Here is a 26314-nt window from a genome sequence, read left to right as displayed (position 1 = left end):
GGGTTACCGGCGGCGCGCGTGCCGGCCGGACTTCTGCGCGCGAGCGGCCTCACGGCGTTCGCGGCGCGTCCCACCGCCACCCGGCTTGGTGGTGCCGCCGGCGTCACCGGACCGCTTGACCTCCGCCGAGCCGTCCTCCGACGGTCCGGTGTAGGTCAGCTTCGGCTGCCCGTCGCCGTCGATTCCCTTGGCGCGCAGCGGGTTCGGCCGCTCCTTCGTGGCCACAGCACCCTGCTCCTGGGCAGCGGCGGCCGCGGCGGCGAAGTCGGCCAGCCCGGGCGGCGCCGCGACCGGCGCGACCGCCGGTTGCGGGGCGGCCTCGACCTGCACGTTGAACAGGAAGCCGACCGACTCCTCCTTCATGCCCTCGAGCATGCCGATGAACATGTCGTAGCCCTCGCGCGCGTACTCGACCTCGGGCCGCTGCTGGGCCAGGCCACGCAGGCCGATGCCCTCGCGCAGGTAGTCCATCTCGTAGAGGTGTTCGCGCCACTTGCGGTCGAGCACGTTGAGCAGCACGTTGCGTTCCAGCTGACGCATCGCTCCCTCACCGGCGAGCGACTCGATCTCGGCTTCCCGCTCGGCGTAGGCACGCTCGGCGTCGGCGATCAGGGCATCGAGCAGTTCCTTGCGGGTGAGCTCACCGGGTTCGCCGACGGCGTCGGAGTCGATCAGGTCGTTGTGGTCGATGCCGACCGGGTAGAGCTGACGCAGGCTCTCCCACAGCTTCTCGAGGTCCCAGTCCTCGGAGTAGCCCTCGGCGGTGGCACCGTCGACGTAGGCGGTGATGACGTCGACGAGCATGGTGTGGGCCTGCTCGGCGAGGTTCTCGCCTTCCAGGATGCGGCGGCGCTCGGCGTAGATGACCTTGCGCTGCTGGTTCATCACCTCGTCGTACTTGAGAACTTCCTTGCGGATGTCGAAGTTCTGCTGCTCGACCTGCGTCTGCGCGCTCTTGATGGCGCGGGAGACCATCTTGGCCTCGATCGGGACGTCGTCGGGCAGGTTGAGCCGGGTCAGCAACGTCTCCAGCGTGGCACCGTTGAAGCGGCGCATCAGCTCGTCGGCCAGCGACAGGTAGAAGCGGGACTCGCCGGGGTCGCCCTGACGGCCGGAGCGGCCGCGCAGCTGGTTGTCGATGCGGCGGGACTCGTGCCGTTCGGTGCCGAGCACGTACAGACCGCCGGCGGCGACGACGTCCTTGGCCTCCGAGGCGACCTGCGCCTTGACCGCAGGCAGCTCCTCGTGCCAGGCCGCCTCGTACTCGTCGGCGGTCTCGATGGGATCGAGGCCGCGCTGACGCAGCTGCCGGTCCAGCAGGTAGTCGACGTTGCCGCCGAGCACGATGTCGGTACCGCGGCCGGCCATGTTCGTGGCCACCGTGACCGCGCCGACGCGTCCCGCCTCGGCGATGATGCCGGCTTCCTGCTCGTGGTACTTCGCGTTCAGCACGTTGTGCGGAATGCGGCGCTTCTCGAACTGCCGGGCGAGGAACTCCGAACGCTCCACGCTCGTCGTACCGATCAGCACCGGCTGGCCCTTTTCGTAGCGCTCGGTGACGTCGTCGACGACCGCGATGAACTTGGCTTCCTCGGTCTTGTAGATCAGGTCGGACTGGTCGGTCCGGATCATCGGCTTGTTGGTGGGGATCGGCACCACGCCGAGCTTGTAGATCTCGTGCAGCTCGGCGGCCTCGGTCTCGGCGGTACCGGTCATGCCCGCGAGCTTGTCGTACATGCGGAAGTAGTTCTGCAGCGTCACGGTCGCGACGGTCTGGTTCTCCGCCTTGATCTCGACGTGCTCCTTGGCCTCGATGGCCTGGTGCAGACCCTCGTTGTAGCGGCGGCCGACCAGCATGCGGCCGGTGAACTCGTCGACGATGAGGACCTCGCCGTTGCGGACGATGTAGTGCTTGTCGCGCTCGAAGAGCTCCTTGGCCTTCAGCGCGTTGTTCAGGTAGCTGACCAGCGGCGAATTCGCTGCTTCGTACAGGTTCTCGATGCCGAGCTGGTCTTCGACGAATGCGACGCCGGCCTCGTGCACGCCGACGGTGCGCTTCTTGATGTCGACCTCGTAGTGGGTGTCCTTCTCCATCAGCGGGGCCAGCCGGGCGAACTCGCTGTACCAGTTCGACTGACCGTCGACGGGGCCGGAGATGATCAGCGGGGTGCGGGCCTCGTCGATGAGGATCGAGTCCACCTCGTCGACGATGGCGTAGTTGAAGCCGCGCTGGACGCAGTCCTCGAGGCGCAGAGCCATGTTGTCGCGCAGGTAGTCGAACCCGAACTCGACGTTGGTGCCGTAGGTGATGTCGGCGGCGTAGGCGGTGCGACGCTCGTCGGGGGTCAGCTGGGACAGGATGACGCCGACGTCGAGGCCGAGAAAGCGGTGCACGCGGCCCATCTGCTCGGCGTCGCGCTTGGCCAGGTAGTCGTTGACGGTGACGATGTGGACGCCCTTGCCCGTCAGCGCGTTGAGGTAGGCCGGCAGCACGGCGGTCAGGGTCTTGCCCTCACCGGTCTTCATCTCGGCGACGTTGCCGAAGTGCAGGGCGGCGCCGCCCATCACCTGGACGTCGAAGTGGCGCTGGTTGAGCACGCGCCATGCGGCTTCCCGCGCCACGGCGAACGCCTCGGGCAGCAGGTCATCGAGGTCCTCGCCGTCGGCCAGGCGGGCCTTGAAGGCTGCGGTCTTGGCTCGGAGCTCGGCGTCGGAGAGCTTCTCGACATCGTCGGACAGGGTGTTGACGTAGTCAGCCACCCCCTTGAGGCGTTTGACCATGCGGCCTTCGCCGAGACGGAGCAACTTCGAGAGCACGCTGTATAACCTCTTGCGTCGATGGATGCGTCACGCGTTGGACGTCCCCATCGTACGGGGCGAACCCGGCGCGCCCGGCAACCCTGACGGTCCTCGAGCGCGCCGGATCAGCTCAGGCCAGGCGAATCAAGCCGTAGTCGTAGGCGTGGCGGCGGTACACGACGCAGGGCCGGTCGCTCTCCTTGTCGTGGAACAGGAAGAAATCGTGGCCGACCAGCTCCATCTCGTAGAGCGCGTCGTCGACAGTCATCGGGGTGGCCGGGTGTTCCTTGGTGCGCACGATCCGGCCGGGTTCGTGGTCGTCGAGGGTGTCGGCGGGCGGCGCCGACGTTTCGGTCGGCACGGCGAAGGCGGCGTCGAGACGTTCGAGCGCGGTGGCTTCGTGCAGCGACTCGGGTCGCTTGTCGCCGTAGTGGATCTTGCGGCGGTCCTTGCTCTTGCGCAGCCGGGCTTCGAGTTTGCTCACCGCGGATTCGAATGCCGCGTAGAAGCTGTCGGCGCAGGCCTCGCCGCGGACCACGGGACCGCGACCCTTCGCGGTGATCTCCACGTGCTGGCAGTTCTTGCGTTGACGTCGGTTCTTCTCGTGATCGAGTTCGACGTCGAAGAGGTAGATGGTGCGGTCGAATCGTTCCAGGCGTGACAACTTCTCGGCCACGAAGACGCGGAAGTGGTCGGGAACCTCGACATTGCGACCGGTCACCACCACCTCGGCGTGAGCCGCCGGGTCGGACGCTCCTGTCGCGTCGGGGTCCATCACCATCGTGTTGTCGGAGTCCACGGAATTTACTGACATGCTTGGCAACTCGATTCTCTCTCGCGGATGCACGTCATGCGTGCCTGCTGATGAAGAAATCGCGCCGACGGGGCATATCTGGTTGGCGCCGCTCGCCGGTGCAAGGTGTCGACTACTCACCTCCTACCGCTGGCGCGATATCGGCGTCTCGTGTTCTGAGCGCCGCCGTGAGCTGTTCACGGATGGTTGGTGTCGAAGGTAGTCGCAGTTCATGTGTTCGTGCCACTGATTCGACCGACCTGTTTTCAGTTCTTCACGGCAGCTTGATGAGCGGGTAACGCAGTAGCTCAGGCGTGCGCGACAACGAGGACCGCGACGACGGCGGCGCCGTGAGTTTGCAGGACGCGTGTCGACTCGGTGGCGGTGGCGCCGGTGGTGACGATGTCGTCGACCACGACGACGTCACCGGAGATACCGCCGGACATCCCCCGGGTGAGGCGTATGCGCCCGGCGATGTTGCGCTGGCGGGCGGCGCTGGACAGCCCGACCGAGTCCCGCGTGAACGGCGCCAGGCGCAACGACGGTGCGACGGTGACCTGGGGCAGGCTGCGTGCGGCGTGGCGCGTGAGGCGGGTGACGGGATCGCCGCCGCGGCGGCGCGCAGAGGTGCGCCGGGTCGGGGCGGGCACCAGCGTCAGCGGGGTGTCGAGCAGACCCCAGGTCAGCAGGTGATGCAGTGCCGCGTGCAGGGCGTCACCGAGCGGATCGAGGAGGTCGGTGCGGCCGCGCTCCTTGGCGGCGACGATCGCCTGGCGACGGGCGCCGGCGTAGCGGCCGAGGGAGAACACGGGCACGCCGGGGTCCACCCGAGGGGTGACGAGGTGGGGCTCGTCGGGGCGCACCGCCAGTTCCTGTGCGCATGCTGCACACCATGCGGTCGGCGGGGCACCGCAGCCGCCGCAGTGCAGGGGTAAGACGAGATCGAGCACGCCGTCACTATGGCCGCGGCCACCGACAGCCCGTCGCCCCTGCTCCGCGGAATTGGGGGCACCTTCCGCTTGCGGGGGACGTTCCTGGTCGTGATCGCGTGCCGATCACAGCCATGGCTTCTCATCGGCAGCCGGGAAATTGCCGCGCAGACCCCTTCGCGCCAGCCGGTAACTTCGGCTGCGAGACCGGTGGGCCTGCGGGAGAGGCAGGCCCCACCGGTCTACCCCGCGACGATCGAATCCCCCTGCACCCGAACGGTGACTGGCTCCAGCGGCTTCTTCGCCGGACCGTTGACCACCGCCCCGTCGAGGCTGAACTTGCTGCCGTGGCAGGGACAGTCGATGGTGCCGTCGGCGATCTTGTTGACCAGGCACCCCGAATGCGTGCACACCGCCGAGAAGGCTTTGAAATCACCGGCGCTCGGCTGCGTGACAACGGTCTTGCCGACGATCACGCCGGAGCCGACCGGCACGTCCGCGGTCTTCGCCAGCGCCTCGGCCGAACCAGACGACCCGGACGGCGCCGACGACTCCGCCGATGACGACGCGCCCGACTCCGACGAGGACCCTCCCGAGCACGCCGCCAGCGCGACCGCAGCCACGCCGATGCCCGCGCCGGTGAGCACGGTCTTGCGCGTCACCTCGGTATTGATGTCCATTCCCAACCCCTTTCGTCGCTGGTCTGTCAGCCCGGCAGCACCGGCAGTGCCCCCGCTCCCATGAGCGGACGGACTTCGGTCCAGGTGGGATCGCCTTCGGCGCCCGAACCGGACAGCTGGAGCACGCCGCGTGCGTCGGCGACGTAGACCACCGAGGGGTTGGCGGCCACTGTGGTGACGGGCATCAGCAGGTTGCGGCTGGGCCCGTCGGAGTTCACCCCGTCGAGATTGACGTAGGACACGGGATGTTGCGGGTCGGTGCGGCTGACCACGATGTCGTCGCCGGTGCGCCAGCCGAGCGACACCACGGTGTCGCCGAGCCCGTATCCGAGCCGGCGCGGATAGGTGAGCGCGTATCCGCCGCCGGGGGTCTGCTCGACGCCGGCGAGGATCACGTGGCGCTCGATGACCATCGCGGCGCGCGTGCCGTCCCGCGAGAGCTGCAGTTCGGTGATGACGCCGGGGAACCGGCCGGCCACCGCGGTCGCGTCGACGGGGATGCGGGCGGGTTGGCCGGAGGCGTCCTGGATGACGCGCACGACGTTGATGCCATCGACGACGACCCAGATCGCGTCGTCGAGCGCCCAGCTGGGCCGGGTCAGGTTGCGTCCGTCCATCGCCTGGGTTGCGTTGCCGCCCAACGGTCCCACCCACAGCGACGACGCCATGTCGGGGGCGCCGGGGCGCAGCGTGACGATGGATGCGACTTCCTGGCCGGTGCGTGACAGCGACGCGGCGGTCTGGCCGGGCATGGCGCCGAAGGAGCCGGGCACGCGCGGGGCGAGCTGTCCGTCCAGCGACACCAGGGAGCCGCCGACGAGGGCGTGCAGGCCTGCCGCGGCACCGTCGGCGGCGCCGGGGTCGGTGGCGGCGACGTCGCCGGTGTCCCACCCGTCGGCGAACCGGTCGTCGAGCGCGGCGCCGTCGGCGTTGATCACGTACGGCCCGTTGATCCCGGCCCGCGACAGCGTCCAGATGATCTGTGCGGCAAGCAGTTGCCTGCTGTGCGGGTCGGTGGTGGACAGGTTCTCGAGGTCGATGCGCGCCCCACCGTAACCGCGTCCGACGCCTGTCTTGCCACCGTCGGCACGGGTGACCGGTCCGCGGAGCCGCAGCGGCGAACCGAGAAGGTTGCGGACCGTCTTCTCCATCTCCGGTCGCGGCCCCGCGATCAGCTTGCTGACCAGTTCCGTTGCCAGCTGGTCGGTTTCGGAGACGGCGACGTAGCGCGGATCCGGTACGACGGTCTTGCCGGTGGGATCGGCGAAGTACAGGGTGCTGCGCTTGTAGGTGGCCTGGAACTGCTGCCAGTCGAGGAACACGCCGTTGGGCAGTCGGTCGATGCGCCAGCCGCCGGGGGTTTTGACCAGTTCGATCGGGCCGGGGTCGGGCAGGGCACCCTCGCCGGTCTCGAACACGCCCATGTCGGACAGCGAGCCCAGGATGTCGGCCTTCATGGTGACCGAAACCCGTTCCGGTGTACGGGTTTCGACGAAGACGACGTTGTCGATCAACAACGCGCTACCGGCGTCGTCCCACCCGCTGGACGCCGATTCTGTGAGGAACTGCCGGGCGGCGAGGTGCCGGCTGGCCGGGTCAGCGGTGGCTTTGAGGAATTCGCGCAGCAGCACGTCGGGGTCCATGCCCGGCGTCGGCTTGGGCAGGCTCGGCGGGGCGGGCCGGTCCACGGTGCCGATCGCCTGCGGTGACGACGAACTCGGCACGCCGGCACAGCCGGCGAGCACCAGGGCGAGCACGGTCAGCAGCGCCGCCAGTGCGCGTGTCACACGCTCTCCCCGGCGGGTTCGCGGCGGCGCGTCGGCACCCCTGACGGTTCCCCGATCGGTTTGACGGGCAGCGGGCTGCTGGTCACCTTGTGCCCCCGCACCAGCGGCAGCGTCAGCCGGAAGCAGGCGCCCTTGCCCGGCTCCCCCCAGGCTTCCAACCGGCCCTGGTGCAGCCGCGCGTCTTCGATGCTGATCGCCAGGCCGAGGCCGGTGCCGCCGGAGCGGCGCACCCGCGACGGGTCGGCCCGCCAGAACCGGCTGAACACCAGCTTCTCCTCGCCGGGCCGCAGGCCGACGCCGTAATCGCGGACGGTGACCGCGACGGTGTCGGCGTCGGCCGCCATCCGGATGCGCACCGGTTTGCGTTCGGCATGGTCGATGGCGTTGGCGATCAGGTTGCGCAGAATCCGCTCGACGCGGCGCGGGTCCACTTCGGCGATGATCCCGTCGGCGGGCAGGTCGACCATCATGTCGACCGACGCTTCCTCGGCGAGGTGCCCGACGTTGTCGAGGGCGCTGCGCACGATCGAGCGGAGGTCGACCGCCTCGACGGCGAGTTCGGCGACACCGGCGTCGTGGCGGGAGATCTCGAGCAGATCGTTGAGCAGCGATTCGAACCGGTCCAGTTCGTTGACCATCAGTTCGGTGGAGCGGCGCAGCGCGGGGTCGAGTTCCTCGGCGTGGTCATGGATGAGATCGGCGGCCATCCGCACGGTGGTCAGCGGGGTGCGCAGCTCGTGGCTGACGTCAGAGGTGAAGCGCCGCTGCAGGTTTCCGAACTCTTCGAGCTGGGTGATCTGCCGCTGCAGACTCTCGGCCATGTCGTTGAACGACACGGCGAGTCGCGCCATGTCGTCCTCACCGCGTACCGGCATGCGTTCACTCAAGTGGCCCTCGGCGAAGCGTTCGGCGATGCGTGACGCCGAGCGCACCGGCAGCACGATCTGGCGGGCCACCAGCAGTGCGATCGCGGCGAGCAGGCCCAGCAGCACCACGCCACCGGTGGCCATCGTGCCGCGCACCAGCGCGATGGTGGACTGCTCGTTGTTCAGCGGAAAGATCAGGTACAGCTCGAGATTGGTGACCGCGGACGTCGACGACGACGTCGGACTGCCGATCACCAGGGCCGGACCGGAGAAGCCGTCGGTGCGCACGGTGGCGTACTGGTAGCTGACCTGACCGGCTTTGACGAAGTCGCGCAACGAGTTCGGGATCTGGTCGATGGGACCGGCGGCGGTTGCCGCGCGCGGACCGTCGCCGGGGACGATCAGCACGGCGTCGAAGGCGCCGGCCAGTCCGGCTCCGGCATCGGCCTTGCGGTCGATCAGGGTGTTGCGGGCCAGCTGCAGGCTGCTGTCGAGGGAGCGGGTTTCCTCACCGCCGACGATGCCGCTGACCGTGGTGCGCGCGCGTTCGATCTCCTCGGTTGCCGCACCGACCTTGACTTCGAGGATGCGGTCGGTGATCTGGCTGGTGAGCACGAAGCCGAGCACCATGATGACGGTGAGTGAGAGCCCCAGGGTCAGCGTGACGACACGCAGCTGCAGGGACCGGCGCCACGCCAGGCTCACGGCGCGGCCCACCACACCCAGGCCGCGGACCAGGGGGGCCGATCGCCGGTGGATGCGCCGCCGCGAACCGAAGATCATGGGCGGTGCATCACGACGGGAGCTTCACCCGGGCGGGCCGTCCGATCACGGAGGTCCGGCCTTGTATCCCACTCCTCGAACGGTCAGCACCACCTGCGGGTTCTCTGGGTCCTTCTCGACCTTGGCCCGCAGCCGCTGCACATGCACGTTCACCAAACGGGTGTCGGCGGGGTGGCGGTAACCCCACACCTGTTCGAGCAGCACATCACGAGTAAACACCTGGCGCGGTTTCCGTGCCAGCGCCACCAGCAGGTCGAACTCGAGCGGGGTCAGCGAGATCTGCTCGCCCAGCCGGGTGACCTTGTGCGCGGGAACGTCGATGTCGACGTCGGCGATCGAGAGCATCTCGGCCGGCTCGTCCTCGTTGCGCCGCAGCCGCGCGCGCACGCGGGCCACCAGCTCCTTGGGCTTGAACGGCTTCATCACGTAGTCGTCGGCGCCGGATTCCAGCCCGAGCACCACGTCGACGGTGTCGGTCTTGGCGGTCAGCATCACGATCGGCACGCCGGAATCGGCCCGCAGCACGCGGCACACGTCGATGCCGTTCATGCCGGGCAGCATCAGGTCGAGCAGCACCAGGTCGGGCCGAAGTTCCCGCACAGCGGTGAGCGCCTGGGTGCCGTCTCCGATGACGGCGGTGTCGAAACCCTCGCCGCGCAGCACGATGGTGAGCATCTCAGCCAGCGAAGGGTCGTCGTCGACGACCAGGATCCTTTGCCTCATGGTGTCCATGGTGTCACCGATGCGCTATAAACCCCGGTTACCACACGGGCGTTTCGCGTCCCAACCGGGCCGAATTCAGGCGCAGGCGTCGATGATGTCGCGCTGCTGGCTGATCGACTGCAGAACTTCGTAACCGATCTGGCGTGCGCTGGCCATCACGGGGTTGCGCTCCAGCCCGGTCGCCGCCGGATCGTCGTCGAGCGCCTGCCCCAGGGACGGGCTGGCGGCCAGTGCGGCCAGGGCGGCGGCGGCCTCGCCGTCGGCGGCCGCGGCATCGGAGCCTGCGGCCAGGGCCAGCACCAACTGCTTGCGGGAGAACTCCGCTCCGTCAGCGTCTTTGACGACGGGATTGGTCCACCAGTGCTCGAACGGGATGCGTGATCCGCGGTCGATGTGCTGACCGTCGCGGGTGCGGATCGGCGCGGGCGGATACATCCCGAGCTTCGGCACGAACTCTCCGCAGCGCTGCGAACCGGTGCGGATCTTCATCAGCGTCAGGCACGCCGCGGACGCCGCGGTCTTGGGGTTGACCACACCGGCGGTGTCGACCCACGTGAGCAGTTGCCCCACACCCAGCTCGTCGATCAGGGCGCGCGACGACGCGGTCCCGTGGACCAGGCGGCCGATGTGGCGGGCCACCTCGCGGCCCTCGAGCATCCGGCCCTGGTCGAATCGCTGTCCGGCTGCCTTGAGATCGGCGACCACTTCGTCGATCCGCGCCACCATGTCGGCCTGAATTCGAGTGCGAACGACCATCGATCCCCCTTGTCGTGTGCCGCTGTGCGACTCCCCGATCGGAGCGTACGTCTCAGGCGCGGTTTCGTCTTGCTAACCGGGTTCGCCGAGCAACCGCTCCGCGAGTGCCGCGGCGTCGACATCGGGCGGCACCACGGCCCAGGGCCCGCCCCAGGAGGCCGCGGCGAGCTCGGCGTAGACGGCGCCGGTGCGGCGCTGCAGCCCGTCGTCGCGTTCGTAGGCGTCGCGTGTGCGGTCGGCGTCGTGCGCTTCCCTGCTCGCCGCGCGTGCCGCGGCCAGTTCGGTCGGCACGTCGAGCAGGACCTGCACGTGCGGCGCGGGGAGTTGCAGCCGTCCGTACTCCAGGTCGTGAACCCAGGCGACCATGTCCCCGTCGACCCCCTGGTGCAGACGCGCGGCGCTGTAGGCGGCGTTGGAGGCGACGTAGCGGTCCAGGATCACCACGGAGTACGCCCCGGTGAGGTGGTCGATCTCGGCGCGCGCACCGGCCCGATCCATCGCGAAGAGCACGGCCATCGCATAGACGGAGTCGGCGAGGTCGCCGTGTCGGCCGTGCAGCGCCTCGGCAGCCAGGTCAGCGGGCACCGACACTCCGTACCGCGGAAAGGCCAGATTCGCCACCGAGTGGCCGTTTGCTTCGAACGCTGACCGCAACCCGTTGGTCAGGGTTCGCTTCCCCGCGCCGTCGACACCTTCTATGACGATGAGCACGAGGTGAGCCTAATCCAGTGCGGTGCGGACACCGGAAGTGATAGGTATGCACGATGAGGGGTCAGAGCAATGTCGCAACGGTAGCTGGGTGCGCCGTCGCAGCGGGGGTCGGCGCGGCGGCGCTGCTGGGGTTGGGCTGTGGTGTTTCCGCAGCCGACGACGGTGGGGACACCGCGACGCACAGCCAGGTGCGGTCGGTGTCAGCGTCGGCGGACAGGGACGCCGCGCCGCGGCTGCGCACCCGCGCGGCGGAGCGCACCCGCGAGCGTGACGAACCCACCGAGCGCAAGCGCCTTTTTGCGCCGAAGAAACGCGCCGCGGCGGAGTCCGACACCGACGAGCCCACAGCCCCGGATCTCACCGCGCCGTTGCTTCCCTTGAGCAGCGTCACTCGACGTGACCGGATCCGCGACATCACCGAGGGGCCGCAGACCGTGGTCACCGGTCCCCCATCGCTGCGGGATCGCTTGATCCTGCGAACGCTGCAGAAGCTGCGTGAGGAGGACCCCCCCTTCCTCGACGGAGACGGCGGCAGTGTGACCTACACAAGCCCCCCCAAGTGGGTGAGCGGCCGGGTCACGGTCACCGAAAGCACGTACAGCGGAATGAAAGTCGTGACGATCACCCCGAAGCGCAAGCCGACGGACGAGTACGTGCTGGCGCTGCACGGCGGCGGGTTCGTCGCCGAGGCGAACATCATCAACTGGGCCGACTACACGGCGATGGCCCGTCAGACGGGCGCGACGGTGGTGGTGCCGATCTACCCGTTGGCCCCACCCAAGGGCACCGCGACGCTCGAGGGGCTGGTGCCGCCGATGGCGGACTACCTGTCGCTGATGATCGCCGAGCACGGCACCGACAACGTGGCTCTGTATGGCGATTCCGCGGGTGGCACCTACGCGATGCTGGTGGCGCAGGAGTTGGTGCGCCGGTGCCGGGCCGACGCGGCCTGCGATCCCGAGGAGGATCAGCCGTCGCGGATGGTGCTGATCTCCCCGGTGCTGCATCTGACGCTGTCCGGGCCCATCGTCGACGACATCGACGATCCGATCATTCCGCCGCGTCCCGCGCCGACACCCGGCGGCAGCGTGAATCCCGATGACCCGCACATCAATCCGATCATGGTCGACGATCTGACCGGGTTGCCGCCGACGGCGATCTACGTCGGAACCGTGGAACGGCCCTACCCCGGCGACCTGATGTTCCGCGACAAGCTGCTCGCCCAGGACCCTGACGCGAATTTCACCGTGGTGATCGGTGACGGGCAGATGCACGACTGGGCGCTGGGCGGCATCTTCGTCAATTCTCAAGCACGCCAGTGGCGTCCGACGATCTACGACCAGCTGGGCCTGGTCTAGCGGAGGTCGTAGGACTGCAGCACGACGGAGTCGCGCGGCGGGTCGAGGAACACCCGGGTGCTCATGCGCCCTGGCGAGAACGCCATGTTCAGCTCCACCCCGGTGCGGAACGGCCCGGGCGGGACGTCGGCCTCGAGCACCTTCTGGACGGCGGGCCGATGCTCGGTCGGCTCTGAAACATGCTGGCGCAGAAGCGTAGCCATGGTCGCCGGGGTCACCGTGACGACGGCGTCGATCCACACCGCAGTGGCCTGTGAGGCCGTACCGGAGTTGTCCCAGCGGATCCACGACGCCGCGACCGGGACGCCGAGCGCGGGAAAGGTGCGTGCCAGCTCGCCGGTGTCGTGCCGGACGTCGATCGCGGGCCGGGACGCGGTGGTCTCAGGCGCCTCCTGCGCGGGGCTCTGACACCCGGTCAGCAGAAGCGACGCAACGAAAAGGGCGCGCCCGACGGCACTGAGTGTCGCCGCGCGCGCCCGATTCGTCATGTCAGTAGCGGTAGTGCTCCGGCTTGTACGGGCCGTCGACGTCGACGCCGATGTACTCGGCCTGCTCCTTGGTGAGCCTGGTCAGCGAGCCGCCGAGCGCCTCGACGTGGATCTTGGCGACCTTCTCGTCGAGGTGCTTGGCGAGGCGGTAGACCTCGTTGTCGTACTCGTCGTTCTTGGTCCACAGCTCGATCTGCGCGATGACCTGGTTGGAGAAGCTGTTGCTCATCACGAACGACGGGTGGCCGGTCGCGTTGCCGAGGTTCAGCAGGCGTCCCTCGCTCAGCACGATGATCGAGTGGCCGTCGGGGAAGATGAACTCGTCGACCTGCGGCTTGATGTTGATGCGGCGGATGTCCTTGTCCCGCTCCAGGCGGGCCATCTCGATCTCGTCGTCGAAGTGGCCGATGTTGCCCAGGATCGCCTGGTGCTTCATCTTGCGCATGTGGTCGAGGGTGATGATGCCCTGGTTGCCGGTGGCGGTGATGACGATGTCGGCCCAGCCGATGGCCTCTTCGACGGTCTTGACCTCGAAGCCGTCCATCAGCGCCTGCAGCGCGTTGATCGGGTCGATCTCGGTGACCGCCACGCGGGCACCCTGGGCCTTGAGCGCCTCGGCGCAGCCCTTGCCGACGTCACCGTAGCCGCACACCAGCGCGGCCTTGCCGCCGATGAGGACGTCGGTGCCGCGGTTGATGCCGTCGATCAGCGAGTGCCGGGTGCCGTACTTGTTGTCGAACTTGCTCTTGGTGACCGAGTCGTTGACGTTGATGGCCGGGAACGACAGCTCACCGGCAGCGGCGAACTGGTACAGGCGCAGCACGCCGGTGGTGGTCTCCTCGGTGACGCCCTTGACGGACTCGGCGACCTTGGTCCACTTGGTGTCATCAGCCTCGAGCGAACGACGCAGCAGGTTCAGGAAGACCTTGTACTCGTCGGAGTGCTCGTCGTCCTCGGGCGGCACGACGCCGGCCTTCTCGAACTGCGCGCCGCGCAGCACCAGCATGGTGGCGTCGCCACCGTCGTCGAGGATCATGTTGGCGGGCTCGCCCGGCCACGTCAGCATCTGCTCGGCGGCCCACCAGTACTCCTCGAGCGTCTCACCCTTCCAGGCGAAGACGGGGACGCCCTTGGGCTCCTCGACGGTGCCGTGCGGTCCGACGACGACGGCCGCGGCGGCGTGGTCCTGGGTGGAGAAGATGTTGCAGCTGGCCCAGCGCACCTCGGCGCCGAGGGAGACCAGCGTCTCGATCAGCACGGCGGTCTGGACGGTCATGTGCAGCGAGCCGGACACCCGGGCGCCCTTGAGCGGGGCCACGTCGGCGTATTCACGGCGCAGCGCCATCAGGCCGGGCATTTCGTGCTCGGCGAGCCGGATCTCCTTGCGGCCGAACTCGGCGAGCGAGAGGTCGGCGACCTTGTAGTCGATGCCGTTACGAACGTCGGCAGTCAGTTCTGGTGCAGTCATGTAGAGCCCCTTTTTGATTCGTCACTTTGCCTCTAGAGCGCACAACGGTGCGCTGGCGACACACTCAGCCTGCGGGCTCGCGGGACAGGCGCACATTTTCCGAGCAAGCGGAAGCGCACTGCCAGCCGAGTGGTATCCACAACACCCTAGCTGCCGGCGAAGGCCGTCTCCAATTCGCCCTGTATGACGTCATGTTTGGTCGCGATTCGGCGCGGGGTACACCGCCGCGCCGGTATCGGTCGCAGCGAGGGGATGTGGACGGGTGGACGAACGCGCGTCGGCGGTGGGTCGGCGGTCGCTGATCTCGCTTGCCGTGCTGAATTTCTTCCTCGCCGACGCCCGCGACGGTCTCGGTCCGTTTCTGGACGCGTTCCTCGCCACGCGGGGGTGGTCGCCGTTCGCACTCGGCGCGATCGCGACGGTCGGCGGCCTGATCGGGCTGGCGGTGACGCCGGCGTTCGGGGCGCTGGTCGACGCGACGCGGTACAAGAGGGCGCTTGTCGCGGTCCCGGTGATCGTCGTGACGGCCGTGGGTCTGGCCACGCTGGTGGCGCCGACCCCGGCGATCGTGTGGGTCGGACAGGTGGGCACCGCGGTCGTCGCCGCGGTGATCGGGCCGGCGCTGATGGGGCTGACCCTCGGGTTGATCGGCCCGCGGTTGTTCGGTCAGCAGGTCGCCCGCAACGAGTTCTGGAACCACGCGGGCAACGTCGTCTCCCTGGCCGCGGTGTTCGTCTTCGTCTCCCTCTACGGCGAGCACGCGATCATCACGCTGATGCTGGTGACCGCGGTGGGCGCCGTGGTGGCTGCGGTGGCCATCGATCCGGCGCGCATCGACCACGATGCGGCACGCGGCCTCGACGACACCGACGGCCACGCAGCACCGTCAGGATTTCGGGTGTTGCTGAAAACTCCCGGCCTGCTGCTGCTCGCGGTCGTGCTGCTGATGTTCCACTTCGGCAATGCGCCGATGAGCAGGCTGGTGGCGCAGGAGTTCGCGATCGAGCTGGGCACGCCGTTTCGCACCACCGCGATCATCACCGGCGTGGCACAGCTCGCGATGATCGCGGTCGCGGTGCTCGCTCCGCTGATGATCCGGCGGTTCGGGCTGTCGACCGTGTTGCTGGTGGCGCTGTGCGCTCTGCCGGTGCGCGGGCTCATCGCGGGCACCAATTCGGGTTTCTGGACGATCTTTCCGGTGCAGGCGCTCGACGGGGTGGGCGCCGGTCTCGTCGGCATCGCGACGCCGGTCGCGGTCGAGCGGCTGCTTGCCGGATCCGGCCGGTTCAACGTCGGATTCGCCGCGGTGATGACGATGCAGGGCGTCGGCGCGTCGCTGAGCAATGTCGTGGCCGGATCGGTGGTGAGTGCGCGCGGCTACCAGGCGTCGCATCTGCTCAGTGCCGCAGTCGCGGTCGTCGCGGTCGGGATCTTCCTGCGGTTCCGGCGCGCGATCGCACCGGAGCGGACGGATCCGACGGACGTCGCGTCGGCTACTTCGTCTCGATGACGCCGTAGCGCTCGGCGAACGGCGTCATCAACCGGGCCAGGTCGCGGGCCACGTCGTGGTCGGCTTCGGGGGGCATCGAGATGTAGCTCATCGCGAGCCGGACGATCGCGCGGGCCAGCACGCCCGCATCCTCTTGGCTGCAGCGCACCCAGCTGGTCATGAACAGCTCGGTCAGCCGTGTCGAGCAGTGCGTGATGATCGGCGCGCTGTCGGTCGTGATGATCTGTAGCAGATCGGGTTTGGAGGTTCCGGTGAGCAGCGAGATGACCAGCGGATCGGCGGCCGACTCGAGGAAGAAGTCACGGAACCCCTGCAGGAACGCGGCATACACGTCGCCCACGTTGGCGGCGATCGCGTTCTGGATCTGGCCGACGAGCCGGTCGGCCAGTCGCAGCGCGTAGCCCTGGGCGAGTCCTTGGCGCGAGCCGAATTCGTTGTAGATGGTCTGCCGGCTGATGCCCGCGGATTTGGCGACGTCGGACAGTGTGATGGACGACCAGTCGCGGGTGAGCAGCAGGTCGCGCATCCCGTCGAGGATGGAGTCACGCAGCAGTACGCGCGACGCCTCGGCGTAGCTGATGCGCTTGTCGTGGGGACCGCTCACACGCGCGACTGTATCGGTCGCCGCGGTCCCGCGAGCGCGCGTGTCTGCACGCCCGTGGCCGGTGTGTCGCGCGCTGGAGCGCACGCTCACCGGCCACGAGGGCGCGTTCACGGCCGTGACACCTCCACCATGTCGAAGTCCGACTTCGCTGCACCGCAGTCCGGGCAGCTCCAGTCGTCGGGAATGTCGTCCCAGCGGGTGCCCGGGGCGATGCCGTCCTCGGGCCAACCCTTGGCTTCGTCGTACTCAAAGCCGCACTGCACGCACACGTAGAGCTTGAATGCGTCTGTCTGCTCTTCGCGCGAGCGCTCATCGCTACTCACTGGGTCACTCCTATCGGTTCGAAATCGATCTTCTCGCGCACCGCACAATCGGGGCAGGCCCACTCGTCGGGAATGTCACCCCATTCAGTACCGGCCGGAAATCCTTCGCGCGGAGCACCTTTGGCTTCGTCGTAGACGTAGTCACACCCGGGGCAGCGGTAGGCGGTCACGAGGTCACCCCGTAGCGGGCACGCATCCGCGGGTGGATGTTGGCACGGCTGACGTCGCCGTCGTAGTGATCGATGACGCGATGATCCATCACCTTGCGCCACAGCGGCGGGAAGTAGGTGAGCCCGATCATCGAGGCGTAACCACTGGGCAGGTTCGGCGCGTCGGCCATGCTGCGCAGGGTCTGGTAGCGCCGCGTCGGGTTCGCGTGATGGTCGCTGTGGCGTTGCAGGTGGTAGAGGAACAGGTTGGTCACGATGTGATCGGAGTTCCAGCTGTGCACCGGCGCGCACCGCTCGTAGCGGCCATTCGAGTTCTTCTGCCGCAGCAACCCGTAGTGCTCGAGGTAGTTGACGGTCTCCAGCAGCGTGAAGCCGAAGACTGCCGAGATCACGACGAACGGGATCAGCTCGATGCCGAACACGGCGATCAGGATGCCGTAGAGCACCACCGACATCGCCCACGCGTTGAGCACGTCGTTAGACCAGTGCCACGTGGGCTTGCCGGCGCGCTCCAGGCGCTTGGCCTCCAGCTCCCAAGATGAGCGCAGGCTGCCGAAGATGCTGCGCGGCAGGAACTCCCAGAACGTCTCCCCGAGGCGGGCCGATGCCGGATCCTCGGGTGTCGCGACGCGGACGTGGTGGCCGCGGTTGTGCTCGATGTAGAAGTGGCCGTAGCAGGTCTGCGCCAGGGTGATCTTCGACAGCCACCGCTCGAGCGAGTCCTTCTTGTGCCCCATCTCGTGAGCGGTGTTGATGCCCACGCCGCCTAGCACGCCCACCGACAGCGCCAGCCCGATCTTCGCCGGCCAGGGCAGCCCGCCGTCGAAGCCGAGCCAACTCAGGTCCGACGCGGTGAACAGGTAGGCGCCCAGGATCACGCTGGCGTACTGGAACGGAATGTAGATGTAGGTGCAGTAGCGGTAGTACTTGTCGTTCTCCAGCCGCTCCATCACCTCGTCGGGCGGGTTCTGCCCGTCGGGCCCGAACTTCAGGTCGAGGGCCGGCAGTAGGACGTAGAGCAGGATCGGGCCGATCCACAGCGGCACCTGCGCCGCGCCGTGCCAACCCCAGTGGTTGAGCGCCCAGACGAGCGGCAGCATGACGAAGATCGCCGTCGGTGCGATCAATCCCATCAGCCAGAGGTAGCGCTTCTTGTCGCGCCACTCCCCCAGGTCTGGCCCCTGGGGCATTCCGTTGAGTTCCTGTGTGGTCATCCGAGTGCCTCCTCGCTGTGAGTGCGATCACCAGTCGAGTTTGACTATAGATGCATTTTTGTCGCCCGTCTAGACATAGACACCTGTTTTGTAAAGACCGCCTCGTGCTGCGAGCGCGCGTGTTTGCACACCGCTGCCCGGTGTGTCGTGTGCAGGAGAGTGCTTTCGAGCCCGACGAGCGCGCGCGAAATGACAGAAAGAGCGGCGCGCCGACGTACAGACCCGCGCGCTCGCGGAAGGGCGGAGCTAGCCTCGGCGGGCGACCAGCGAGTGGCGCCGGCCGTAGAGGAAGTAGACGACCACGCCCACGCCCATCCAGATCAGGAAGCGGATCCAGGTCAGCCCGGTGAGGTTCAGCATCAGCCACACGCACGCGATGATCGACAGCACCGGCAGCACCGGCACCCACGGCGTCGTGAATCCACGCTTCAGATCGGGCCGCGTCCGCCGCAGCACCAGCACCCCGGCCGACACCAGGACGAAGGCGAACAGCGTGCCGATGTTCACCATCTCCTCGAGCTTGCCGATGGGGAACACGGTCGCGGTGATCGCGACGACGACACCGACCAGCAGCGTGATCCGCACCGGCGTGCCGTGCTTGCCGGTCTTGGCCATTCCCCGGGGCAGCAGGCCGTCGCGCGACATCGCGAAGAGCACGCGGGTCTGCCCCAGCACCAGCACGATCACCACGGTCGTGAGCCCGGCCAGCGCTCCGATCGAAATCACCTTGGCCGCCCAGTCCACGCCGTTCAACGAGAACGCGGTCGCCAGGTTCTGCGTCTCGGCGTCGCGTAGCTCCTTGTAGCTGACCATGCCGGACACGACGACGGTGACGGCGACGTAGAGGACGGTGACGATGCCGAGGGAGGCGAGGATGCCGCGCGGCACGTCGCGCTGCGGGTTCTTGGTCTCTTCGGCCGTGGTGGCGACGATGTCGAACCCGATGAACGCGAAGAACACGATCGAGGCGCCCGCGAGCACGCCGTACAGGCCGTAGTGGCTGCCTTCGGCGCCGGTCAGCAACGAGAACAGCGACTGCTCGGTGCCGGACCCGCCCTCGCCGGCTTCGGTCGGCGGGATGAACGGTGTGTAGTTCTGGGTCTTGATGTAGAACGCGCCGACCATGACGACGAGCAGGACGACCGCGACTTTGATGGCGGTGATCGCGAGGCTGACGCCGGCCGAGAGTTTCGTGCCGTAGGCGAGGATCGCGGTGACGAACGCGATGATCAGCAGCGCGCCCCAGTCCACGTCGAACCCGCCGATATCGGCGACGCCGCCTCCGAAGCCGAACACCGTGCCCAGGTAGCTCGACCAGCCCTTGGCGACGACGGCGGCTGCCACCGCGAACTCGAGGATCAGGTCCCAGCCGATGATCCACGCGACGAACTCGCCGAACGTCGCGTAGGAGAACGTGTAGGCGCTGCCCGCCACGGGCACCGTCGAGGCGAATTCGGCGTAGCAGAGCGCCGCGAGCCCGCACGCGACGGCGGCGATGATGAACGACACCGAGATCGCCGGGCCGGTCAGGTTGGCCGCGGTGGACGCGGTGATCGTGAAGATGCCGGCGCCGATGACGACCGAGACGCCGAAGACGGTGAGATCCCACCAGGTCAGGTCCTTGCGAAGCCGGGTGTCGGGCTCGTCGGTGTCGGCAATCGACTGTTCCACCGACTTGATCCGGCGCTTGTTCGTCGTCCGCGCCGCCGACTCCTGCGTCATCAACGTCCTCGTTTCGTCATCGCTTCTGCGGGAATGTACCCATAACCCCTCATAAAATGACCCTCAATGGCACCTCTCATGACACGAACCCATGCGATCGTCATCGGCGCCAGCCTCGGCGGGCTGTGCGCGGCAAAGGTGCTCTCCGAAGAATTCGAGCGAGTCACCCTTTTCGAGCGCGACGACCTGCCCGACGGCCCTGCGAACCGGCCGGCCGTTCCGCAGGGCCGCCACGTGCATCTGCTCATGGCGCGCGGCGCCAACGAGTTCGAGGCGCTGTTTCCCGGGTTGCTCGACGACATGGTCGCGGCCGGCGTGCCGATCCTCGAGAACCGACCGGACTGCATCCACTTCGGCGCGGCCGGGCACGTCCTCGGCACCCAGCACACGCTGCAGAACGAATTCACCGCCTACGTCCCGAGCCGGCCGCACCTGGAGTGGCAGATCCGCCGGCGCGTGCTCGAGCTGCCGAACGTCACGTTGGTCAACGACAGCGTCGACGAACCCGTCTACGACGGGCACCGGGTCACCGGGGTGACGGTGGGGGGCGACACGTTCGACGCCGATCTGGTGGTCGACGCCACCGGGCGCGGCACCCGGCTGCCGGTCTGGTTGGCGCAGTGGGGGTTCGAACGTCCCCCCGAGGACACCGTCGAGGTGGGCATCGGGTACGCCACCCACCAGGTGCGGATTCCCGACGGTCTCATCGCCGAGAAGGTCGTGGTGGCCGGCGCTTCCCGGGAGCAGCCACTGGGTCTGGGCATGCTCTACTACGAGGACGGCAACTGGGGGCTGACCACGTTCGGCATCGCGAAAGTGCCGCCGCCCAAGGACTTCGAAGGGATGTGCGCGCTCGCCGACGAGATCCTCCCTGCGCACGTGAGCGCCGCGCTGCGCCAGGGCGAGCCGATCGGCGAGGTGGCCTTTCACAAGTATCCGACCAGCCGCTGGCGGCGCTATGACAAACTCGACCGCTTCCCCGACGGCATCATGCCGTTCGGCGATGCGGTGGCGAGCTTCAACCCGACGTTCGGGCAGGGCATGACGATGACGTCGCTGCAAGCGGGTCATCTGCAACGCGCCCTGGCCGAACCGGGTGAGAATCTGGGTCTGACGTTCGCCAAGGCCACCCAGAAGACGACGTGGCCGGTGTGGACGATGAACGCGGTGGGTGACCTGGTGCTGCACCGGGCGGAGGGGCCGATGCCGTGGTGGTACCGGCCGGTCGGATCGTTGTTCGACCAGTTCCTCGGCGCGGCCGAAACGGATCCTGTTCTGGCCGAATGGTTCCTGCGCAGGTTCAGTCTGCTCGACAACCTCTACATGGTGCCGTCGGCGAAGTTGGTGGGCCGCACGGTGCGTCACAACATGCGGTTGTGGGCGGCCGAGAGAAAAGCTAAAGGCCGACGGTCACGCGAAACAGCCGCGTCGGCTCCTGCGCCATCAGCCTGATCGGCCCGTCGTCGGCGGCCACCCACGCCGCCGCCCCTCGCTGCAATGTCACTGCCGACGCCTTGGCATGCACCGTTGCGCAGCCCTGCGTGCACAGCAGGATCTGAGGCCCATCGTGAAGGGTGGGCGCGTCGATCTCGTGACCGAGGTGCTCACCGTCCACAGCGAGCACCGACACCGCGAATTCCGGTGCGGGCGTGGGGTAGACGAGCTCGGCGCCGTCGCGGACGGGTTCGGGTGAGACGATGACGTCGACGGCCGGGGCGAAGTCGAGGACCCGCAACAGCTCGGGGACGTCGACGTGCTTGGGCGTCAGACCGCCGCGAAGAACGTTGTCGGAGTTGGCCATCACTTCCACGCCGACTCCCTGCAGGTAGGCGTGCAGGTTGCCGGCAGGCAGGTAGATCGCCTCGCCGGGCTGCAGCGTGAGTCGGTTCAGCAGCATCGAGGCCAGCACCCCGGCATCACCGGGATAGCGCTCGCCGAGTTCGAGCACCGTCTTGGCTTCGCGCGCGAATTCCTGTTCACCCGAACGCAGATAGCCGATGGCACCGTCGAGCACGGCGGGCACCAGGACGTCGAGGTCAGGCTGAGGGAACGTGATCCAGGTGGTGAACAGCGCCCGCAGGCCGTCGGCGTCGGACTGCCCGGACAGCAGGTTGATGAACGGGTCGAGTTCGGCGACACCGAGTGCGCGCATCAACCTGACCGATCGCGCCGCCGGAGCGAAGCCGGCCAGCGCCTCGAACGGGCTGAGCGCGACGATGATCTCGGGTTTGTGGCTGCGATCCCGATAGTTGCGGGTGGGCGCATTGACCGGAAGTCCCATCCGATCCTCGCGCGCGAAACCCTCGATCGCCTGCTCGGTGCTGGGGTGCGCCTGCAGCGAGAGCGGTTCGTCGGCGGCGAGCACCTTGACCAGGAACGGTAGCGAGTCGCCGAACCGGCCCCGAACCACCTGTCCCAGTTCACCTTCGGGATCGGCGCGCAGCGCGTCGAGGAGCGAGCGGTCGCCGTCGTCGGTCTGCAGGTGAGCCGGGTCGCCGGGATGGGCGCCGAACCACAGTTCGGCCTCCGGGTGGGGGGTGGGGCTGGGCGCCCCGGTGAATTCAGCTATCGCAGTCCGCGAACCCCACGCATAGGTCCGCACCGCGCCCCTGAGCAGATGCACTCGTCTCAACCTCGAATCAGACGCTGATAGACGGCCGCCATCTCCAAGCGGACCGCCATCAGCGCCAGTTGTTGCTCGGGTCGGCTGGTGCCGGGCGTCTTTGTTGAGCCCAGCACCTCCTCCCCGACTCCCCCGAGTTCCGGTACGTCGTTCGCATTGAGCACGGACACGTCGTCGAAACCGCGTAGCCGCGTCGACACTCCCGCCCTGTCCTCATCCGAGGTCAGCACGATGGTGCGCGCACGTTGCGGCAGCGGGCCGTCGAGTTCCTCGTCATGGAAGATCGACAGCTCCTCGAAACCGGACGAGGTGCGCCCCCATCCTGAGCCCAGCGCCACCAGCACGTCGGCCAGTTCCGCGGCGGCCACGGTCTGCTGGGCCACCCGCAACATCACGGTGCAGGCATGCCGGGCCAAGGTCAGCGTGGCCGGGGTGTCGCCGGCGATCACGACGTCGCGGTCGAGCATGCGCTGGCTCAGCTCTTTGGCGGGGTTGGTGAAAACCTCACGCGCAGCGCTGTTTCGGAATGCTTCGGCGTCGAGGTCGTCGGCGAGGGTGGCGAGGTTCACCCGCACACCCGGTGTGACCGCCTCGAGCGCGGCGAGGCCGGCGGCAAGGTAGCGGGCCAGCGTGAAGTCGTCGGGCACGGGTAGCCGCGGCGGCAGCGCCACCGAGCGTCCGGCGGTCGCGTCGCGCAGGGGTCCCTCGTACGGGGCGACGACGATGACGCGGACCCCGCGGCGCACTCCCATCGCGGCCGCGGTCACCAGCGCGGGATCGCCGGGGTCGTCGCCGGCGATGATCAGGACGTCGAGCGCGCCGATCCACGGCGGCGCCTCGGTCGCGACCACGATCGGGGCGGGCAGGGAACCGCCGAGCACGGCGGCGAGCATCGAGCCCGCCGTCGACGCGGTGCCGCGGCCGGATATCCAGATCACGGTGCGGGGCGGCGCATCGGAGCGCACCGAATCGAGTTCCCCTTCGGACAGCGCCGCCGCGGTGGCCCGCACCTGCGCACCGGCCATCGATGCGGCGCGCAGCAGCCCGTGCCGATCCGCGGCCAGCAGGCCTTCGGTGTCGTCGAGGTCCACCACGACGGTCGCTGTCACGTGAATTCCCCTGCTCCCGCGGTGATCAGCGCACCGATCTCGTCGATCAGCGCGGCCACCTCCTCGGGGGTGCGGGCCTCGGCGTTGAGCCGCAGCAGCGGCTCGGTGTTCGACATGCGCAGGTTGAACCAGCTGCCGTCACCGAGGTCGACGGTGACGCCGTCGAGGTGATCCATGGCGTGCACCCGGGACCCGAACGCGGCGAGTACGGCGTCGACGACGGCGGGGGCGTCGGTGACGGTGTAGTTGATCTCGCCGGAGGCTTCGTAGCGTTCGTAGTCGGCCATGATCTCCGACAGCGGGCGGTCCTGTTCGCCGAGCGCGGCCAGCACGTGCAGCGCGGCGAGCATGCCGGAGTCGGCACCCCAGAAGTCGCGGAAGTAGTAGTGCGCGGAGTGTTCGCCGCCGAAGATCGCGCCGGTCTCGGCCATCAGCGCCTTGATGTAGGAGTGCCCGACCCGCGAACGCACGGGTGTGCCGCCGCGCTCGGTGACCAGCTCGGGCACGGCGCGGGAGGTGATCAGATTGTGGATCACCGTCGCGCCGATCTCGCGGGTCAGTTCGCGCGCGGCGACCAGCGCCGTGACCGCCGACGGGGAGACCGCCTGGCCGCGTTCGTCGACGACGAAGCAGCGGTCGGCGTCGCCGTCGAAGGCCAGCCCGATGTCCGCACCTGTCTCGAGGACGAAGCTCTGCAGGTCGACGAGGTTGGCCGGGTCCAGCGGGTTCGCCTCGTGATTGGGGAACGTGCCGTCGAGTTCGAAGTACAGCGGCGACAGCGAGATCGACGAGATCGGGCCCAGCACCCCGGGGGTGGTGTGGCCGGCCATCCCGTTACCGGCATCGACGGCGACCTTGAGCGGACGCAGCGCGCTGACGTCGACCAGCGAGCGCAGGAAATCGCCGTAGTCGGCGAGCACGTCGCGGTCGGAGATCGTGCCGCGCGGCCCGTCGTGGTCGGGGACGCCGTCGATCACCTCTTGAGCGACGGTGGCCAACCCTGTTTCGCGCCCGACGGGTTTGGCTCCGGCGCGGCAGAGTTTGATGCCGTTGTAGGCGGCCGGATTGTGGCTCGCGGTGAACATCGCCCCGGGGCAGTCCATAAGTCCGGACGCGAAGTAGAGCTGATCGGTGGAGGCCAGACCGATGCGCACGACGTCGAGTCCCTGCGCCATGACGCCCTCGGCGAACGCGCCCGACAGCACCGGCGAACTCTCCCGCATGTCGTAGCCGATGACGACCTGCGTCGCAGTGTCGCGAACCAGGCGCGCGAACGCCGCGCCGACCTCGGCGACGAACTGCTCGTCGATCTGTTCACCCACGAGTCCGCGCACGTCGTAGGCCTTGATGACGCGCTGTACTGCCTCGGCGGGCCGGGACATGGGGCTCCTCACGCTGACGTGCTGACCGGTGGTGCCAGCCTAGCTGCCGGGAGCCGCGTGCAGGGCCCGCACGGCGTCTCTGCGACGTCAGTCCGGCGGGTCGGGAAGAACCCGCAGATGCCCGCGTCGGCGACCGTTGGCCTCGGGCCGGCGCACGGGTGGGGCCATCAGTGCGCCGCTCTGGGTGCCGGTGACGGGGTCGGTGAAGCCGGTGAAGGCAGCAACCGGCCCAGCCGGCGCGTCCCGGCCTTCGCGCACCGCGTCGGCGAGCGCCACGAGGTCGTCGTCGTCGGGGTGGGACGGCAGCGGTCCGGCGTGGCGGACCAGTTCCCAACCGCGTGGGGCGGTGATGCGTCCGGCGTGCATGACGCACAGATCCCAGGAGTGCGGCTCGGAGACAGTGGCCAGAGGGCCGACGACGGCGGTCGAGTCCGAGTAGACGAACGTGAGCGTCGCGACCGCGTAGTGCGGGCAGCCTGGACGGCAGCAGCGACGGGGAACATTCACGAACGGAAGGTTATCGTCTGTGCTCGTCCGCGCCGCGCGGACACGCGAGCCGCGAGGGGCCCGAAGCCCAACCGTTACGATCTTTTTCGTGACCGGGCAGAACCACCGAGGGTCCCGGCGTGGCCGTGGGATGCGAGGGCCGCTGCTGCCCCCCACCGTTCCGGGCTGGCGCACCCGCGCTGAGCGCTTCGACATGGCGGTGCTCGAGGCCTATGAGCCGATCGAGCGGCGGTGGCAGGACCGGGTCGCGTCGTTGGATGTCGCGGTCGACGAGATCCCGCGGCTGGCTCCCAAGGACCCGGACAGTGTGCAGTGGCCGCCCGAGGTCGTCGCCGACGGGCCGATCGCGCTTGCGCGCCTGATCCCCGCCGGGGTCGATGTTCGCGGCAACTCGACGAGAGCGCGAATTGTGTTGTTCCGCAAGCCGATCGAGCGACGAGCCAAAGACACCGTCGAGCTGACCGACCTTCTGCATGAGCTTCTGGTGGCGCAGGTGGCCACTTATCTGGGCGTCGAGCCGTCCGTCATCGATCCGACGATCGACGAGGACTAGCTGCGCCTAGATGATGCCGCGCTTGATGCGACGGCGTTCGCGCTCAGACAGTCCACCCCAGATGCCGAAGCGCTCGTCATTGGCCAGCGCGTACTCCAGGCAGGCGTCCTTCACTTCGCAGCCCTGGCAGATGCGCTTGGCTTCCCGAGTCGAGCCACCCTTCTCCGGGAAGAAGGCCTCGGGGTCGGTCTGCGCGCACAGCGCGCGCTCCTGCCACTGGTCCTCGTCGGTTGCCAGCTCGTCGTCGATCGGGTCGGGCACCACACTCAATTGCGGGCGTCCCCCGATGCTTGCAGCCATCGGATCGGTCTGGATGTGCGGTGCACTTCCCACCGAGCCGAGGAGCCTGCTGTCGAAATGAACCGAGTTGCCGAAATCGGCCTGTTCAAAAGCCATGTTCCCCTCCTCCACAGGTCTCGTAGATCCGTTGTAGCCAGCCCCACTATTTACTCTGTG

The 26314-nt window shown here is 68.3% G+C and carries 25 protein-coding genes; 4 read left to right on the top strand and 21 right to left on the bottom strand.

Features of this window, described 5'->3' with window-relative positions:
- Positions 1-3: 3 nt before the first annotated feature.
- The 9 genes from secA to ACZYYX_RS11450 form a co-directional block, all read right to left on the bottom strand.
- Entirely contained in the window at positions 4-2817 is a 2814-nt protein-coding gene (secA, locus tag ACZYYX_RS11490) for a preprotein translocase subunit SecA (protein WP_463814517.1), read from the bottom strand.
- 112 nt (positions 2818-2929) lie between these two features.
- Positions 2930-3574, bottom strand: a complete 645-nt coding sequence (gene hpf, locus ACZYYX_RS11485) for a ribosome hibernation-promoting factor, HPF/YfiA family (RefSeq protein ID WP_463814882.1) — start codon at positions 3572-3574, stop codon at positions 2930-2932.
- 326 nt (positions 3575-3900) lie between these two features.
- The gene (locus ACZYYX_RS11480) at positions 3901-4542 is read right to left on the bottom strand and encodes a ComF family protein (RefSeq protein WP_463814516.1); all 642 of its coding nucleotides are present in this window, start codon (positions 4540-4542) and stop codon (positions 3901-3903) included.
- Between the two features lie 221 nt (positions 4543-4763).
- Positions 4764-5201: a QcrA and Rieske domain-containing protein gene (locus ACZYYX_RS11475; protein WP_463814515.1), complete on the bottom strand. Its 438-nt coding sequence runs from the start codon at positions 5199-5201 to the stop codon at positions 4764-4766.
- 26 nt (positions 5202-5227) lie between these two features.
- Entirely contained in the window at positions 5228-6976 is a 1749-nt protein-coding gene (gene lpqB / locus ACZYYX_RS11470; protein WP_463814881.1) for an MtrAB system accessory lipoprotein LpqB, read from the bottom strand.
- Positions 6977-6984: 8 nt separating this feature from the next.
- Positions 6985-8637 carry an MtrAB system histidine kinase MtrB gene (mtrB, locus tag ACZYYX_RS11465; RefSeq protein ID WP_463814514.1) on the bottom strand — a complete coding sequence of 551 codons (1653 nt, stop codon included), beginning with the start codon at positions 8635-8637 and terminating at the stop codon, positions 6985-6987.
- A gap of 45 nt (positions 8638-8682) precedes the next feature.
- Positions 8683-9369 carry a two-component system response regulator MtrA gene (mtrA, locus tag ACZYYX_RS11460; RefSeq protein ID WP_163686772.1) on the bottom strand — a complete coding sequence of 229 codons (687 nt, stop codon included), beginning with the start codon at positions 9367-9369 and terminating at the stop codon, positions 8683-8685.
- Between the two features lie 66 nt (positions 9370-9435).
- Positions 9436-10116: a hypothetical protein gene (locus ACZYYX_RS11455; RefSeq protein ID WP_463814513.1), complete on the bottom strand. Its 681-nt coding sequence runs from the start codon at positions 10114-10116 to the stop codon at positions 9436-9438.
- Between the two features lie 72 nt (positions 10117-10188).
- Complete coding sequence (locus tag ACZYYX_RS11450) at positions 10189-10827, bottom strand: dTMP kinase (protein ID WP_463814512.1); 639 nt, start codon at positions 10825-10827, stop codon at positions 10189-10191.
- A 53-nt stretch (positions 10828-10880) separates the two neighbouring features.
- Between ACZYYX_RS11450 and ACZYYX_RS11445 the strand changes: the two genes are divergently transcribed.
- Complete coding sequence (locus tag ACZYYX_RS11445; protein WP_463814511.1) at positions 10881-12185, top strand: alpha/beta hydrolase; 1305 nt, start codon at positions 10881-10883, stop codon at positions 12183-12185.
- On the opposite strand, the gene ACZYYX_RS11440 is transcribed toward ACZYYX_RS11445, so the two are convergent.
- Both ACZYYX_RS11440 and ahcY read right to left on the bottom strand, forming a co-directional pair.
- Positions 12182-12673, bottom strand: coding sequence for a hypothetical protein (locus tag ACZYYX_RS11440; protein ID WP_463814510.1), 492 nt, complete (start codon positions 12671-12673; stop codon positions 12182-12184). The genes ACZYYX_RS11445 and ACZYYX_RS11440 overlap by 4 nt on opposite strands.
- Position 12674: 1 nt before the next feature.
- Positions 12675-14141 carry an adenosylhomocysteinase gene (ahcY, locus tag ACZYYX_RS11435; RefSeq protein WP_463814509.1) on the bottom strand — a complete coding sequence of 489 codons (1467 nt, stop codon included), beginning with the start codon at positions 14139-14141 and terminating at the stop codon, positions 12675-12677.
- A gap of 262 nt (positions 14142-14403) precedes the next feature.
- Between ahcY and ACZYYX_RS11430 the strand changes: the two genes are divergently transcribed.
- Positions 14404-15651: an MFS transporter gene (locus ACZYYX_RS11430; protein WP_463814508.1), complete on the top strand. Its 1248-nt coding sequence runs from the start codon at positions 14404-14406 to the stop codon at positions 15649-15651.
- Here ACZYYX_RS11430 and alkX read toward each other — a convergent pair.
- The 5 genes from alkX to ACZYYX_RS11405 form a co-directional block, all read right to left on the bottom strand.
- Positions 15635-16255 (bottom strand): TetR family transcriptional regulator AlkX, encoded by a 621-nt coding sequence (gene alkX, locus ACZYYX_RS11425; RefSeq protein ID WP_463814507.1) that lies wholly within the window; start codon positions 16253-16255, stop codon positions 15635-15637. The two genes, ACZYYX_RS11430 and alkX, sit on opposite strands and share 17 nt — an antisense overlap.
- Positions 16256-16362: 107 nt before the next feature.
- Positions 16363-16578, bottom strand: a complete 216-nt coding sequence (locus tag ACZYYX_RS11420) for a rubredoxin (RefSeq protein ID WP_463814506.1) — start codon at positions 16576-16578, stop codon at positions 16363-16365.
- Complete coding sequence (locus tag ACZYYX_RS11415) at positions 16575-16748, bottom strand: rubredoxin (protein ID WP_463814505.1); 174 nt, start codon at positions 16746-16748, stop codon at positions 16575-16577. The genes ACZYYX_RS11420 and ACZYYX_RS11415 overlap by 4 nt, the downstream gene beginning before the upstream one ends.
- A complete protein-coding gene (locus ACZYYX_RS11410) occupies positions 16745-17962 on the bottom strand; it encodes an alkane 1-monooxygenase (protein ID WP_463814504.1) in 1218 nt (405 codons plus the stop codon). Before ACZYYX_RS11410 ends, ACZYYX_RS11415 begins: the two co-directional genes overlap by 4 nt.
- A gap of 246 nt (positions 17963-18208) precedes the next feature.
- On the bottom strand, positions 18209-19684 hold the full coding sequence (locus ACZYYX_RS11405; RefSeq protein ID WP_463814503.1) for an APC family permease: 1476 nt from the start codon (positions 19682-19684) through the stop codon (positions 18209-18211).
- A 78-nt stretch (positions 19685-19762) separates the two neighbouring features.
- Here ACZYYX_RS11405 and ACZYYX_RS11400 point away from each other — a divergent pair, with 78 nt between their 5' ends.
- Positions 19763-21136 (top strand): FAD-dependent oxidoreductase, encoded by a 1374-nt coding sequence (locus ACZYYX_RS11400; protein ID WP_463814880.1) that lies wholly within the window; start codon positions 19763-19765, stop codon positions 21134-21136.
- Here ACZYYX_RS11400 and manA read toward each other — a convergent pair.
- From manA to ACZYYX_RS11380, 4 genes are all read right to left on the bottom strand, one after another.
- Complete coding sequence (gene manA, locus ACZYYX_RS11395) at positions 21081-22307, bottom strand: mannose-6-phosphate isomerase, class I (protein WP_463814502.1); 1227 nt, start codon at positions 22305-22307, stop codon at positions 21081-21083. The two genes, ACZYYX_RS11400 and manA, sit on opposite strands and share 56 nt — an antisense overlap.
- A 5-nt stretch (positions 22308-22312) precedes the next feature.
- The gene (locus ACZYYX_RS11390; protein WP_463814501.1) at positions 22313-23416 is read right to left on the bottom strand and encodes a TobH protein; all 1104 of its coding nucleotides are present in this window, start codon (positions 23414-23416) and stop codon (positions 22313-22315) included.
- Positions 23413-24798 (bottom strand): phosphomannomutase/phosphoglucomutase, encoded by a 1386-nt coding sequence (locus ACZYYX_RS11385; RefSeq protein WP_463814500.1) that lies wholly within the window; start codon positions 24796-24798, stop codon positions 23413-23415. The genes ACZYYX_RS11390 and ACZYYX_RS11385 overlap by 4 nt, the downstream gene beginning before the upstream one ends.
- Before the next feature lie 87 nt (positions 24799-24885).
- The gene (locus tag ACZYYX_RS11380) at positions 24886-25305 is read right to left on the bottom strand and encodes a DUF3499 domain-containing protein (protein WP_463814498.1); all 420 of its coding nucleotides are present in this window, start codon (positions 25303-25305) and stop codon (positions 24886-24888) included.
- Positions 25306-25435: 130 nt separating this feature from the next.
- Between ACZYYX_RS11380 and ACZYYX_RS11375 the strand changes: the two genes are divergently transcribed.
- A complete protein-coding gene (locus tag ACZYYX_RS11375) occupies positions 25436-25858 on the top strand; it encodes a metallopeptidase family protein (protein WP_463814879.1) in 423 nt (140 codons plus the stop codon).
- Between the two features lie 6 nt (positions 25859-25864).
- On the opposite strand, the gene ACZYYX_RS11370 is transcribed toward ACZYYX_RS11375, so the two are convergent.
- A complete protein-coding gene (locus ACZYYX_RS11370; RefSeq protein WP_463814878.1) occupies positions 25865-26128 on the bottom strand; it encodes a WhiB family transcriptional regulator in 264 nt (87 codons plus the stop codon).
- Between the last annotated feature and the right edge of the window lie 186 nt (positions 26129-26314).

Source organism: Mycobacterium sp. IDUB_1 (genome assembly GCF_055419625.1).
Note: the sequence above shows the minus strand (reverse complement) of the source record. Positions and strands in the feature narration are given on the sequence as shown.

Bases quoted from the DNA above. Each gene is read 5' to 3' on its own strand.
- hpf (WP_463814882.1), bottom strand. From the start codon at position 3,574: ATGGACCCCGACGCGACAGGAGCGTCCGACCCGGCGGCTCACGCCGAG.
- ACZYYX_RS11475 (WP_463814515.1), bottom strand. From the start codon at position 5,201: ATGGACATCAATACCGAGGTGACGCGCAAGACCGTGCTCACCGGCGCG.
- mtrB (WP_463814514.1), bottom strand. From the start codon at position 8,637: ATGATCTTCGGTTCGCGGCGGCGCATCCACCGGCGATCGGCCCCCCTG.
- mtrA (WP_163686772.1), bottom strand. From the start codon at position 9,369: ATGGACACCATGAGGCAAAGGATCCTGGTCGTCGACGACGACCCTTCG.
- ACZYYX_RS11455 (WP_463814513.1), bottom strand. From the start codon at position 10,116: ATGGTCGTTCGCACTCGAATTCAGGCCGACATGGTGGCGCGGATCGAC.
- ACZYYX_RS11445 (WP_463814511.1), top strand. From the start codon at position 10,881: ATGAGGGGTCAGAGCAATGTCGCAACGGTAGCTGGGTGCGCCGTCGCA.
- ACZYYX_RS11440 (WP_463814510.1), bottom strand. From the start codon at position 12,673: ATGACGAATCGGGCGCGCGCGGCGACACTCAGTGCCGTCGGGCGCGCC.
- ahcY (WP_463814509.1), bottom strand. From the start codon at position 14,141: ATGACTGCACCAGAACTGACTGCCGACGTTCGTAACGGCATCGACTAC.
- ACZYYX_RS11410 (WP_463814504.1), bottom strand. From the start codon at position 17,962: ATGACCACACAGGAACTCAACGGAATGCCCCAGGGGCCAGACCTGGGG.
- ACZYYX_RS11405 (WP_463814503.1), bottom strand. From the start codon at position 19,684: ATGACGCAGGAGTCGGCGGCGCGGACGACGAACAAGCGCCGGATCAAG.
- ACZYYX_RS11400 (WP_463814880.1), top strand. From the start codon at position 19,763: ATGACACGAACCCATGCGATCGTCATCGGCGCCAGCCTCGGCGGGCTG.
- ACZYYX_RS11385 (WP_463814500.1), bottom strand. From the start codon at position 24,798: ATGTCCCGGCCCGCCGAGGCAGTACAGCGCGTCATCAAGGCCTACGAC.
- ACZYYX_RS11375 (WP_463814879.1), top strand. From the start codon at position 25,436: ATGCGAGGGCCGCTGCTGCCCCCCACCGTTCCGGGCTGGCGCACCCGC.